Here is a 12,503-nt window from a genome sequence, read left to right as displayed (position 1 = left end):
GGAATCTCAAGAGATTTATCAATCGTCAAAAAAGAGTCAGTTTGTCATTCCTGCGAAGGCAGGAATCCAAAATAAATTGACAAAAAATAAAAATAGATTCCTGCCTGCGCAGGAATGACAAGAATATAAAAAATGAGCAAGAAAGTATTATTTATAGACAGAGACGGAACTTTAGTTTTAGAGCCGCCAGTTGATTATCAATTAGATAGTTTAGAAAAGTTAGAATTTTACCCAAAAGTATTTCAATACATGGCAAAAATAGCTACTGAACTGGATTACGAATTGGTAATGGTTACAAATCAAGACGGATTGGGAACAGATTCTTTTCCTGAAGATACTTTTTGGCCAGCACAAAATAAAGTAATGTCTGCTTTCGAAAAAGAAGGTGTTGTTTTTACTGAAGTTCATATAGATAAAACTTTTCCGCATGAAAATGCAGAAACACGTAAACCAAGAACAGGTTTATTAACCAAGTATTTTTCTGAAGATTATGATTTAGAAAACTCATTTGTGTTAGGTGATAGAATAACAGACATGGAATTGGCTAAAAATTTAGGAGCAAAAGGTATTTATTTATCTGAAGATCCAGAATTAGGTGCTGATGAAATTGAAACTTCTAAACAAGAAATTTTAAATTCAATTGCTTTAACTTCTACTGATTGGAAATCTATTTACGAGTTTTTAAAATTAGAAGACAGAGTTTCAGAAATTACTAGAAATACTAACGAAACTAAGATTTATATAAAATTAAATTTAGACGGTTCTGGTAAAAATGATATTGACACAGGTTTATCATTTTTCGATCATATGTTAGACCAAATTGGAAGACATGGAAACATGGATTTAACCATTAAAGTTGATGGCGATTTAGAAGTTGATGAACATCACACAGTTGAAGATACAATGATTGCTTTGGGCGAATTATTCAACAAAGCATTAGGAAATAAACTAGGAATAGAACGTTACGGATTCTGTTTACCAATGGATGATTGTTTAGCTCAGGTTGCTGTAGATTTTGGAGGAAGAAATTGGTTAGAATGGGATGCAGAATTTAAAAGAGAAAAAATTGGTGATATGCCAACAGAAATGTTTTTTCATTTATTTAAATCGTTTACAGATGGTGCAAAATGCAACTTGAACATTAAAGCCGAAGGAGTTAATGAACATCATAAAATTGAAGGAATCTTTAAAGCTTTTGCAAAAGCAATGAAAATGGCTGTAAAAAGAGATCCAAATAAGATGTTTTTACCATCAACAAAAGGAATGCTTTAAAAAGAGTGTTGAATTATAAATTTTTAGTTTTGAGTGATAATCACTTAAAATTAAACACTAACAATTAAAAACTAATTATGAAACTCATAATTATAGATTACGGTGCAGGAAACATTAAAAGCATTCAATTTGCCTTTAAAAGATTAGGAGTTGATGCTATTTTATCAAATAATATTGATGAAATAAAAGCTGCTGATAAAGTTATTTTTCCTGGAGTTGGAGAAGCAAGTTCTGCTATGAAAATGTTAATTGAAAGCGGGCTAGATAAAGTAATACCAACGTTAAAGCAACCTGTTTTAGGTATTTGTTTAGGAATGCAATTAATGTGTAATTCATCTGAAGAAGGAAACACAGAAGGATTGGGTATTTTTGATGTTGCCATAAAAAAGTTTTCTAATTCAGTAAAAGTTCCTCAAATGGGTTGGAATGTAATTTCTGATTTAAAATCGGATTTATTTTTAGGAATTAAGGATAAAGAATTTATGTATTTAGTACATAGCTTTTATGCAGAAAAGTGTGATGAATCTATTGCAACAACAGATTATGAAATTGAGTACGCATCTGCATTACAAAAAGATAATTTCTATGGAGTTCAATTTCATCCAGAGAAATCATCAAAAGCAGGAGAGCAAATATTAAAGAACTTTTTGAATCTATAAACATGAACAGCTGTCATTCCGAACGAAGAATGAGGAAAAATCTATTATTTAGATTTCTCAATCGCCCAAAAAGGCTCATTTCGAAATGACATAAATTTAAAAAAGAAACTATTTTGAGAATAATACCAGCAATAGATATTATAGACGGAAAGTGTGTTCGTTTAACAAAAGGAGATTATAACACAAAGAAAATTTATAACGAAAATCCGTTAGAAGTTGCCAAAGAATTTGAAGCAGCAGGTATCGAGTATTTGCATGTTGTAGATTTAGATGGAGCAAAAGCAAGTCAGATTATTAATCATAAAGTATTAGAGCAAATTGCTTCTAAGACTAATTTAAAGATTGATTTTGGTGGTGGTTTAAAATCTGATAAAGATTTAGAAATTGCTTTTAATTCTGGAGCTAATCAAATTACTGGCGGAAGTATCGCTGTAAAAAACAGTAAAATCTTCGAAAGTTGGATTTCAACATATGGTTCAGAGAAAATTATTTTAGGAGCAGATTTTTATCCAGATAATTCTGGTGGGAAAATTGCTACAAATGGTTGGCAAGAAGAAAGTACTTTAGAATTAATTCCTTTTATTTCTGATTATCAGCAAAAGGGAATTCAATATGTAATTTGCACAGATATTTCTAAAGACGGAATGTTACAAGGACCAAGTTTTGATACTTATAATGCTATTTTATCAGAAATAAAACCTTTAAAACTAATTGCTTCAGGTGGAATTTCAACGTTTGAAGAATTGCCAAAGTTGGCAGAAAATGGTTGTGAAGGAGTTATTATTGGAAAGGCTATTTATGAGAATAAAATTAGCTTAAAACAATTAGAAAATTTTATAATAAATAAATAAAATGCTGACAAAGAGAATAATACCTTGTTTAGATATTAAAAACGGTAGAACTGTAAAAGGTGTCAATTTTGTTAATTTAATTGATGCTGGAGATCCTGTAGTTTTAGCAAAACAATACGCAGAGTTAGGTGCAGATGAATTGGTTTTTCTAGATATTTCAGCTACTTTAGAAGGAAGAAAAACCATGTTGGAAATGGTTTTAAAGGTTGCCGAACAAGTAAACATTCCGTTTACTGTTGGTGGCGGAATTTCTTCTGTTGAAGATGTAGATGCACTTTTAAAATGTGGAGCAGATAAGATTTCTATCAATTCTTCAGCAGTAAAAAGACCTGAATTAGTGAATGAATTATCTAATAAATTTGGAAGTCAATGTGTTGTGGTTGCAATAGATGCAAAACAAATTGATGGCGAATGGATTGTGCATTTAGCAGGTGGAACAATTGCCACAGAATTAAATTTATTTGATTGGGCAAAAGAGGTTGAAAAACGTGGCGCTGGAGAAATTTTATTTACTTCAATGAATAATGATGGAACAAAAGCTGGTTTTGCAAACGAAGCTTTGGCTAAATTATCAATGGAATTAAATATACCAATTATAGCTTCTGGAGGTGCAGGAACTGTACAACATTTTATTGATACCTTTGAAGTTGGTAAATCTGATGCAGCATTAGCAGCAAGTGTTTTTCACTTTGGGGAAATACCAATTTTAGCCTTAAAACAAGAATTAAAAGACAATAATATTCTAGTAAGAATATAAACTTGTTGTCATTCCTGCGAAGGCAGGAATCTCAAAATAAATGAATACAAAATAGATTCCTGCCTACGCAGGAATGACAAATTAGGAATTATGAATATAAATTTCAATAAAAATAACGACGGATTAGTGCCAGCAATCATTCAAGATGCAACTACAAAAAATGTGTTGATGTTGGGTTATATGAATGAAGAATCATTCAAGAAAACTAATGAATCAAAGTTAGTTACCTTTTTCAGTAGAACTAAAAATAGACTTTGGACAAAAGGTGAAGAAAGTGGAAACACATTAAACTTAGTCGATATTAAATTAGATTGTGATAATGATACTTTATTAATTCAAGTTAATCCAAACGGACCAACGTGCCATAAAGGTTCAGATACGTGTTGGAACGAAGAAAACAATCAGAATTATGGTTTCTTTTCAACGTTAGAAAATGTTATATCTGAAAGAGTTGCCAATAAAGACACTCAAAAATCTTATGTAGCAAGTTTATTTGCAAAAGGAATTAATAAAGTAGCACAAAAAGTAGGAGAGGAAGCAGTTGAAACTGTAATTGAAGCCATGGATAATAATGACGAGTTATTTTTATATGAATCGGCAGATTTATTATTTCATTATTTAATGTTATTGCAAGCAAAAGGGTTTACTTTAAAAGATATTGAAGCAGAATTAAAGAAAAGGCAGAAATAAACTTAATTGTTTATTAAATTTAAAGTGACCAAATAAACATCTTGTTTGGTCATTTTTGCTTTTAACCAAGCAAAGAAACTCATCATAAAAATATCTTCTTTATTGGTGTCAATCCAATTAAAAGAAGTTTCTACTTTAGCATGAAAATCTTTTGAGGTAGCTATATCTGGATTTTTATAATAGATTTCGACTAATTTTAAATAGGTAATTACTCGTTCTTGATTTATTTCTGTTAAGTTAGAAAAATAATTTCTTTTAAAACTCTTTAACCTAGAGTCTACTAAATCGATATTTCCTAAATCTATTTGCAATAAAATTTCTATCAAGTTTTTTTTAATAGTCCAAACTATACCAGCTTTTTCAATATACCACTTATCTGTATGGTAAAACTTAGAAAGTAGTTTTCTTGCTTTGTCTAATGATTTATGCTGATAATAAAATACAATTAATGATAAATAAAAATCTAATTGAGCAACAAGGTCTATGTTTTTTTTATCAACATAAGACTCCAATAAAGCGATAGCTTTCCCTTGATTCTTGGTGTAATTTAAGTTTAATGCGAGAAGTAAATCATATTTAGGTTTATAGTCTTTAAAGTATTTTTTATTGTCCTCATTCATATAAAAAAGCATCAATTTTAAATATTTTTGAGATTCATTAAATTTTTTATTCCTAAAAAAAACGTTTGATATTAAATACAATACTTCTAAATGGTAATTAATTTGTTTGTCTTTTGAAACATGGTTTTTAATAATTTGATAGGTTTCAATAATAAACGATTCAATATTGTGATAATCAAATTTTTGAGCAGAAGAAATGCTTGTAATTTGAATAATTTGATATAACGATTTAAAAGATAATGAATCAGAAATTATAATATTATGATTTACTAAAACCTTCTCTATGAGTTGTTTAATGTCAAGTTTAGATTTATTTTGTTGATATTCAACTAAATTTTTTCTAATTTGAGCATACGCAATATTTAAATTTTCTTCTAATAAAAGTTGTTGTTGATTTTGCTTAAAAAGAGAAATAATTTCTTCAAGATTTAAATCTTTATTTAGATGTGCAAATTGAATTTTGGTATGATAAACTTCATTTAAAATAGTAAACAACTGATACTCATTTGCTATAATTATTGCTTTATCTAAGATTTGGTATCCTACTTTAATTTGTCCTTTTAAAAGAAAATTCCTGGCAGATAGAATGTACTTTATCAATTTCATATCAATAGAGTTCTCTTCTTTAATACTCAAATTTGCTGTAAAGTCTATTAAAGATTGAAACAGACGTTTTCTAAGTGCGTGTAATGCAGCTTTATTTTGTTTTCCATATAATTTGTCTGAAATTTCTGTAGAAGACAACCTGTCTGACAACAGTAACTTTACTAATTGAATGTTTTTTGCATCTTTTCTTTTGTTCTTTTTATCAAGATAAGACAGCAGTTCTTGCTGTTTATCTTCCGTAAAAGTACTTAATACTTCTTTTAGGTTTATCATTATATCGTCAGTAAAATATTAGTAAAGATAATTATTTAAAGTGTTTTTTAATGCAATTCATAAATTTAGTCGTCAGTATATGTTAAAAATTGAATTTTCAAAACTTTAAAACTGTCGCAAATTTGTATCATAATTATTAAACTAAATATTATGAATTATCAAACAACATCTTCTGTAAATGAAGAGACAAAAAAAGAAAGTAAAAAAAGTAAAGTAAAAAATGAATTGAATCCAAAACCAACTTCAGCCTATATTGGCGCTTCTTGGGGAGCTGTAATTATCGGTTTGTTATCTTATTGTATTGGTTTATGGAATGCAAGTATGGAATTGAATGAAAAAGGATATTACTTCTCAATTCTATTAATGGGAATTTACGCAGTTATTTCTCTCCAAAAAGCAGTAAGAGATAGAGCAGAAGACATTAAAGTAAGTGAAATGTATTACGGAATAAGTTGGGTTGTGGTTATTGCTGCAATACTTTTATTAGTAATTGGACTTAGAAATGCAGAATTACTTTTAAGTGAAAAAGGTTTCTACGGAATATCATTTTTATTAAGTTTATTTGGTGCCATAACCGTACAAAAAAATACAAGAGATATCGAATTTATCAACATTAAAGCTGAAGAAAAAAAGAGTTAGTTTGATAATGGTTAATGATAACCAAAACCTCATAAGTTTAGGCTTGTGAGGTTTAAATTTTTGATAAAATAATTATTAACGAATTCTAAACCAATACTTACGAATTCTAATTTATCATATTTACTAATTCAATTCTAAACTAATTTTGAACTATCTAAAAACTTTAAAATTAGTATTATGGAACAACAGCAACAACCAAACAAATTTGTAAAATGGATTAAAAACTCTTCAGCTGCAAGAATGATTATGATTGGGTTTTTAAGCCTAATTTTAATGATTCCGCTTATGTATATTGAAGGTTTAATTCACGAAAGATCCTATCGGCAAAAAAGCGTTGTTAATGAAATAGGCAAACAATGGGGAAATGAGGTTGTTGTATATGGGCCAATTTTAAAAGTTCCTTATAAAGTCTTTACGGAAACAATAATTACAGATAAAAAGACTAAAAAAGTAACTACAGAAACTATTGAAAGAATTAAATACGGTTACTTTTTTCCTAATAAATTAGACATTAATTCCGCTATAAACCCTGAAGAAAAGAAACGCGGAATTTACACAACTGCCGTTTTTAATAGTAAAATTGATATTAACGGAAGTTTTGATTCCATTGATTTTAGTAAATTAGAAATAAAACAAGAAAACATACTTTGGAATAAAAGTAAAGTACTCCTAAAAACCACCAATGTAAAAGGTGTAAACAGTGTATTGTCAATAAATATTAATGACAAAAAATTAGGTTTATCTTCTGCTAATTCCAACAGACATCAAGATAATGGTTATTACACTTTAGAAACTGATAAATTCTCATTAAATGAACTTCAAAAAAACACAAAATCCTTAAAATTTAGGTTAGATTTCGATGTTAGAGGAAGTAAAGAAGTTCGTTTTATACCAATTGGGAAAGAAACAACTGCTCAAATAACTTCTAGTTGGAAAACAGCTAAGTTTATGGGAGAATTTTTACCATTTAATCCAGATAAAATTAATGACAATGGTTTTGATGCAAAATGGAAAATATTGGATGTTAATCGTCCTTTTTCTCAACAGCATTTTAATGGATTACCACATTTAAATGAATTCGATTTTGGTGTAAATTTTAAAATACCTGTTGATGAATATCAAAAAAGTGAACGATCAGCCAAATATGGGTTTTTAGTTATTGTTTTAACATTTCTAGTATTCTTTTTAATACAAACTATAAGTAAAATTAACATGCATCCTTTTCAATATTTAATGATTGGTTTAGCGCTGTTAATGTTTTACACTTTATTAGTTTCAATATCTGAACATAGTAATTTCTTAAAAGCCTATGCAATTGCAAGTATTTCGGTTATTAGTTTGATAACAATTTATGCAAAAAACATACTGAAAAGCATAAAATTTATGCTGCTAATTGGTGTTTCATTAACTGTTTTGTACGCATTCATTTTTATAATTATCCAATTAGAAAGTTACGCCTTATTAGTAGGAAGTGTTGGTTTGTTTTTAATTCTAGCTACAGTAATGTTTGTTTCCAGAAAAATTGATTGGTCTAACAGTTAATTTTAAATGAAGTAGAGAAGTGGTAGCATTATCCAGAAACGCTCGCAATTTAATTGCGAGCGTTTTATTAATAATCTAATGTATAAAATAGAAAGTTTAATCGCGCATTAGAAACACGTAACTTATTATATTTTATTGATTGTCTTTGGCAATTATTTCTAAAGTTTGCTCAATCCAATCTCTTTTAAAATCTAATTTAATTTGAGGAACAACACCTTTTCCTTCATATTTTAAATACTTGCTAAAATCCATATCTGTTGGCTTAATATTAAAGTTCCCAGAAGGAGTATTGTAATTATATCCGTAATTCATTCCGTAAGAAATAATTCCACGAGTAGTTTGCCCTAAATGGGTAGCATTTTTAAGGTTTCTTAATTTTAAAGTAAACTGCTCACCATTACTACCTGCAAAACAGTTTGTTAAAATATAAACATTTTTCTTTTTCAATAATTTTAAAAAAGGATCAGACAGTTTTTTGTTTCCACCACCATTACTTCTTAAATCTACAATTACATTTTTCGCATTTAATTCTTTTTTCATTTTATTATAAAAACTCTTAAAAGCATTTCTATTTTTTTTAGAAAAAGAATTGAAATTTCCAAAATACATATATTGTGTATTTTCATTTATCTGCTTAAACACCAAATTGTCTTGATCTTTAATTGGTAATTCTTCATTATAAGAATTGCCTTCTTTTTTATAACCCCAAATCCTTCCATTTTCAAAAGAAATACTTTTAACTAAACCTGGTTTTCTAGTTGTTGGGTTGTAATAATACAAGTTGTATTTTATACTATTTGTGTGTGTTGCATAAAATATAATTTCACCTGCTTCCCATTGATCTAATTTACTTTCTAAAACAACACCAATTAAATCTTTTTTATTTTCTGAATAATAAACACCTATTTTTTGAAGTTCACCATAATTGTAAATCCCTTCTAGATCTTCCTTAGGTTTATTAGATAATTCCTCTTTTAGAGTTGATAAGTTTAGGTTTGTTTTTGGGTGATTTTTAAAAACTTCTAAAGTTTTAAAAGCGGCTATTTTAATTGAGTCTTTCACGTCTTCTTTTGAAAGGTATTCCTTTTTAAAAGACAAGGAAGCATGTACGTCGTTTACCAATAACATTTGCTGTAATAATAGTTTATAACAATTTTCAATTAATATAGGTTGCTTCATTTTTTCTGAAAGCATCTTATAAGTATTTTTAAATTCAACAGCTTTTTCGCCTTTAATTTGATCTTTATAAGACGGCATTTTTTTCATTTTCGCAACTATAAAATCTAAATCTGTTTTACAATCGCAAGTTTCCGATTGTGCAAAAATTGAAGAGATTGATACTAGAAATACAATACTCAGTGTACATAAATTTTTCATAATTAGTGTTTTAATTGATTAAACTTTCTGATACAAATGTATTTTAGAAAAACCAATAAAATGCTATATTAATAGGTGTTTGGGGCGAAATACAGTTATTCTGTGGTAGAATTCAAAACAGCTTTCACATCATTTTGATACGTTCTAGAAACTGGCACTTCTATGTGGCGAAATAAAACAACAAATAGTTTGCTGTTTTCTGTTTTCCACTGTAAAAAATGAAATGGGTTGATAATATAAGAACGATGGGTTCTTAAAAATTGAGGAAATTCATCAGCAATTACAGAAAGTTTATTTCTAATTAAACTCTTCTTTAAATCATTGCCTGACAAATAAAAAACTTCGATATAATTATCTGATGATTGTATACAAATGATGTCATTTAAAAATAGACGCAACCCTTCATAATTTCCTTCACCTTTAATTTCTATTTTCTGTGCTTCAGTTTTTTTATTTTTATATTTTCCAAATGCAAATCGGCTAAATATTACCATTGGTAAAATGGTTAGCATTGCAGGTATAATTATAGATTTTAATTGATAAGTTAAATCGTGTGCATTAGGGTGCCAATTAACTACAAAATGTAGGTAAAACAACCTAATTAAAATAATTGATGCAAAGATATAAATGGCTAAGAAATAGCATTCAAGTGATAATGTCCAAGTTTTTTTATTTCTATTAAATAACCAATATTGAAAAGGAAGCGAAATTAAATATAAAAGTCCACCAAGTATACCGTAACCTGGTAAATACATTAGTTTTTCTGAATTTATGAGTTCATTAACGTCAAAAGGTTCAGTAAAATATAGGAAAACAAAAATCCAAAGAGCTAAACCTAAAGCAATTATTAAATGATGTTTTATTGAAGGATCAAAAGGATATTTTTTATTCAACGTTTTGTATATAAATTATGTTACCACCAAACTACAAATATTCTGTGTAATTCACCATTTATTTTTTTTAGCCAACATAAAGGTGATTTTTCATCAATTAAAAAAGTGTCTAATTTCTCAAAAAAATCATCAAATTTTAACCAATTAATGTTTTTATGAGGTTTTAATAGCCAATTGTGTTTATTAGGAATGTGAAACTTACAGTTTGAAAATTCCAATAACTCTTTTCTATTAACATAAAAACCAGTAATGCAATTTTGATTTAAAGTGTTTAATTTCAATTTTAAATTATCATATGGAACAAACAATTGTGCCTTAAAATAAATTTGTTGTTCAATATTAGAAGCCTCTAAATTGATACTTTCTAAATAGGCTTTACATTGGTTAGCGTAGAGAAGTGGTAGTTGTTTTTCTTTTAGTTTAGTTAGCTTTTGTGTTAAAGAATCTTTTCTGTTTGGGCCAATAAAATGTTCAATTTCTGTATTTCCTATAGAAGAATCGTACAAATAGAACTTATAAATAATTTCTAAATGAATTGGTTTCTCGTTTCTTAATAATAAGCAGTCTAATTCACCCAGCGTAATTTTATCTTTTTGAATTTGAATGTTTTCTGCTAAAACTTCAATTTTAGAATCTTTGGCTAATTCAAAAGAAACAAAACGTTCCACTAATTTACCTAAACGTAATTTTTGTTGAAGATTAAAGTTGAAAGAAACTGTATTTACTGAATTATTTTGAAATTGTTGAAAACCAAAAACACCTTTTCCATTCCATAGAAAAGGTGTTTCTAAAAAACCTTGATATTGTAATTGTAAGTCTTCTGTATTTTTATGCATCAAAGGGATTATTCTGTAATTCCCAATTTAGCTAATACTTTTTGAGTTATATCAAAACGTTCATCAATAAATGCAAATTCATTACCTGAAGTAGTTAGAATCTGAGTATAGCCTTCTATTTTAGCTATTTCAGAAATTAACTCACTAACTTTCTTATATAAAGGTCTCATGTATCCTTCTCGTTTTATCTTCATCATTGCAGTTCCATTCTGACGAAATTTACCCATTTCTTTCTCAAAATTAACGATTTCATTTATTTTAACCTGTTTTTCTGCTTCAGAGAGTTTATTTTCTATAATTTTAAAAGCTTCAACTTTATCTTTATATAAGTTGGTTTTAATTAAATATGTTGAATCTAATTCTTTGCCATAATTACTTATACGTTCTAAAGCTAACTTCATTTGTGGCATTTTACCTACAATGTATTCGCTGTTTACAGTACCAACTTTAGATTGTGCCATTGTAATTGACGTTATTATTAAAGCAATTACTAGTATTAATTTTGATTTCATTTTTGTTAAATTTTAGCAAATATAATAAAGGAAGATAGGTGTAACTCTTAAAAATCGTTAAATTTTATTTTTTATATCTGATATAATTTTCTGAACATCTGTTTGATAATCAAACCATAAAATATTTTTATCTCGCCTAAACCAAGTTCCTTGTCTTTTTGCAAATCGACGGGTGTTTTTCTTAATTTCTGAAACAGCAAATTCTTTCGTAAAATTACCTTCAAAATAATTAAAGAGTTCTCTGTAACCAACCGTTTTTAAAGCGTTTAGTTCTTTATGTTGATGCAATTTTTGAGCTTCTTCAACTAAACCGTTTTCAATCATAATATCAACTCGTTGATTAATTCTATCGTATAAAACTTCTCTATCGGCAGATAAACCAATAACAACAGAATTAAAATTTCGTGGTGCTTTAGGTTTATTTATAAATGATGAATAGGTTTTACCTGTTCCAATACAAATTTCTAAGGCTCTTGTTACCCGTTTAGGATTATCTAGGGTTATTTTTGAATATGTTTCAAGGTCTAAGTCTTTTAGTTTTAACTGTAATGATTCTAATCCTTTTTCAATCAGTTCATTATTTAAATTAGTTCTTATTTCTGGAGAAACTTCAGGAAAGTAATCTAACCCTTTTAAAACAGCATCTACATATAAACCGCTTCCGCCAACCATAATTTGAATTGGGTTTTTCTCAAATAAGGAGTCTAATTTTTTTAAAGCATCTTTTTCAAATTGACCAACAGAATACTCTTCAAAAATACTTATATTTTGAATAAAATGATGTGTTGCTGCTGCTAATTCGTCTTTATCAGGTACAGCTGTTCCAATATTCATTTCTTTAAAAAACTGACGAGAATCGCAAGAAATAATATCAGAAGAAAAAGTATTTGCTAATTTTATACTTAAAGCAGTTTTACCAATTGCAGTAGGACCAACAATAGTAATTAAAGTATTTTTAATTGTTGAATTATTCAAT

The 12,503-nt window shown here is 27.9% G+C and carries 13 protein-coding genes; 7 read left to right on the top strand and 6 right to left on the bottom strand.

Annotated features, from left to right (window positions below; translation table 11 throughout):
• Nucleotides 1-132: 132 nt before the first annotated feature.
• The 5 genes from hisB (at nucleotide 133) to hisIE (ending at nucleotide 4,229) form a co-directional block, all read left to right on the top strand.
• The gene (gene hisB, locus LPB136_RS03855) at nucleotides 133-1,272 is read left to right on the top strand and encodes a bifunctional histidinol-phosphatase/imidazoleglycerol-phosphate dehydratase HisB (protein ID WP_072554872.1); all 1,140 of its coding nucleotides are present in this window, start codon (nucleotides 133-135) and stop codon (nucleotides 1,270-1,272) included.
• Between the two features lie 77 nt (nucleotides 1,273-1,349).
• Nucleotides 1,350-1,931, top strand: coding sequence for an imidazole glycerol phosphate synthase subunit HisH (gene hisH, locus LPB136_RS03850; RefSeq protein WP_072554871.1), 582 nt, complete (start codon nucleotides 1,350-1,352; stop codon nucleotides 1,929-1,931).
• Nucleotides 1,932-2,044: 113 nt separating this feature from the next.
• Nucleotides 2,045-2,782 carry a 1-(5-phosphoribosyl)-5-[(5-phosphoribosylamino)methylideneamino]imidazole-4-carboxamide isomerase gene (hisA, locus tag LPB136_RS03845; RefSeq protein WP_072554870.1) on the top strand — a complete coding sequence of 246 codons (738 nt, stop codon included), beginning with the start codon at nucleotides 2,045-2,047 and terminating at the stop codon, nucleotides 2,780-2,782.
• Nucleotide 2,783: 1 nt separating this feature from the next.
• Nucleotides 2,784-3,539, top strand: a complete 756-nt coding sequence (hisF, locus tag LPB136_RS03840) for an imidazole glycerol phosphate synthase subunit HisF (protein ID WP_072554869.1) — start codon at nucleotides 2,784-2,786, stop codon at nucleotides 3,537-3,539.
• Nucleotides 3,540-3,629: 90 nt separating this feature from the next.
• On the top strand, nucleotides 3,630-4,229 hold the full coding sequence (hisIE, locus tag LPB136_RS03835; protein WP_072554868.1) for a bifunctional phosphoribosyl-AMP cyclohydrolase/phosphoribosyl-ATP diphosphatase HisIE: 600 nt from the start codon (nucleotides 3,630-3,632) through the stop codon (nucleotides 4,227-4,229).
• A gap of 2 nt (nucleotides 4,230-4,231) precedes the next feature.
• Here hisIE and LPB136_RS03830 read toward each other — a convergent pair whose 3' ends face one another.
• Entirely contained in the window at nucleotides 4,232-5,728 is a 1,497-nt protein-coding gene (locus LPB136_RS03830) for a hypothetical protein (protein ID WP_072554867.1), read from the bottom strand.
• A gap of 150 nt (nucleotides 5,729-5,878) precedes the next feature.
• Between LPB136_RS03830 and yiaA the strand changes: the two genes are divergently transcribed.
• Together yiaA and creD are read left to right on the top strand one after the other, a co-directional pair.
• A complete protein-coding gene (gene yiaA / locus LPB136_RS03825; RefSeq protein WP_072554866.1) occupies nucleotides 5,879-6,367 on the top strand; it encodes an inner membrane protein YiaA in 489 nt (162 codons plus the stop codon).
• Nucleotides 6,368-6,544: 177 nt separating this feature from the next.
• Nucleotides 6,545-7,909, top strand: a complete 1,365-nt coding sequence (creD, locus tag LPB136_RS03820; protein ID WP_072554865.1) for a cell envelope integrity protein CreD — start codon at nucleotides 6,545-6,547, stop codon at nucleotides 7,907-7,909.
• Between the two features lie 132 nt (nucleotides 7,910-8,041).
• Here creD and LPB136_RS13815 read toward each other — a convergent pair whose 3' ends face one another.
• The 5 genes from LPB136_RS13815 to miaA all read right to left on the bottom strand — a co-directional run bounded on the left by LPB136_RS13815 (nucleotide 8,042) and on the right by miaA (nucleotide 12,502).
• Nucleotides 8,042-9,286 carry a S41 family peptidase gene (locus tag LPB136_RS13815; protein WP_083426175.1) on the bottom strand — a complete coding sequence of 415 codons (1,245 nt, stop codon included), beginning with the start codon at nucleotides 9,284-9,286 and terminating at the stop codon, nucleotides 8,042-8,044.
• A 95-nt stretch (nucleotides 9,287-9,381) separates the two neighbouring features.
• Complete coding sequence (locus tag LPB136_RS03805) at nucleotides 9,382-10,179, bottom strand: LytTR family DNA-binding domain-containing protein (RefSeq protein ID WP_072554864.1); 798 nt, start codon at nucleotides 10,177-10,179, stop codon at nucleotides 9,382-9,384.
• A 20-nt stretch (nucleotides 10,180-10,199) separates the two neighbouring features.
• Nucleotides 10,200-11,015, bottom strand: coding sequence for a DUF1853 family protein (locus LPB136_RS03800; RefSeq protein ID WP_072554863.1), 816 nt, complete (start codon nucleotides 11,013-11,015; stop codon nucleotides 10,200-10,202).
• Nucleotides 11,016-11,023: 8 nt separating this feature from the next.
• The gene (locus LPB136_RS03795) at nucleotides 11,024-11,527 is read right to left on the bottom strand and encodes an OmpH/Skp family outer membrane protein (RefSeq protein ID WP_072554862.1); all 504 of its coding nucleotides are present in this window, start codon (nucleotides 11,525-11,527) and stop codon (nucleotides 11,024-11,026) included.
• Between the two features lie 57 nt (nucleotides 11,528-11,584).
• A complete protein-coding gene (gene miaA, locus LPB136_RS03790; protein WP_072554861.1) occupies nucleotides 11,585-12,502 on the bottom strand; it encodes a tRNA (adenosine(37)-N6)-dimethylallyltransferase MiaA in 918 nt (305 codons plus the stop codon).
• Between the last annotated feature and the right edge of the window lies 1 nt (nucleotide 12,503).

The sequence above is a fragment of the Tenacibaculum todarodis genome (genome assembly GCF_001889045.1).
GTDB classification, from domain to species: Bacteria; Bacteroidota; Bacteroidia; order Flavobacteriales; family Flavobacteriaceae; genus Polaribacter; species Polaribacter todarodis.
Note: the sequence above shows the minus strand (reverse complement) of the source record. Positions and strands in the feature narration are given on the sequence as shown.

Excerpts from the sequence above, each read along its gene's own strand:
- hisF (WP_072554869.1), top strand. The coding sequence starts at position 2,784 with ATGCTGACAAAGAGAATAATACCTTGTTTAGATATTAAAAACGGTAGA.
- LPB136_RS03830 (WP_072554867.1), bottom strand. The coding sequence starts at position 5,728 with ATGATAAACCTAAAAGAAGTATTAAGTACTTTTACGGAAGATAAACAG.
- hisIE (WP_072554868.1), top strand. The coding sequence starts at position 3,630 with ATGAATATAAATTTCAATAAAAATAACGACGGATTAGTGCCAGCAATC.
- yiaA (WP_072554866.1), top strand. The coding sequence starts at position 5,879 with ATGAATTATCAAACAACATCTTCTGTAAATGAAGAGACAAAAAAAGAA.
- LPB136_RS03800 (WP_072554863.1), bottom strand. The coding sequence starts at position 11,015 with ATGCATAAAAATACAGAAGACTTACAATTACAATATCAAGGTTTTTTA.
- LPB136_RS13815 (WP_083426175.1), bottom strand. The coding sequence starts at position 9,286 with ATGAAAAATTTATGTACACTGAGTATTGTATTTCTAGTATCAATCTCT.
- hisB (WP_072554872.1), top strand. The coding sequence starts at position 133 with ATGAGCAAGAAAGTATTATTTATAGACAGAGACGGAACTTTAGTTTTA.
- creD (WP_072554865.1), top strand. The coding sequence starts at position 6,545 with ATGGAACAACAGCAACAACCAAACAAATTTGTAAAATGGATTAAAAAC.
- hisH (WP_072554871.1), top strand. The coding sequence starts at position 1,350 with ATGAAACTCATAATTATAGATTACGGTGCAGGAAACATTAAAAGCATT.
- LPB136_RS03795 (WP_072554862.1), bottom strand. The coding sequence starts at position 11,527 with ATGAAATCAAAATTAATACTAGTAATTGCTTTAATAATAACGTCAATT.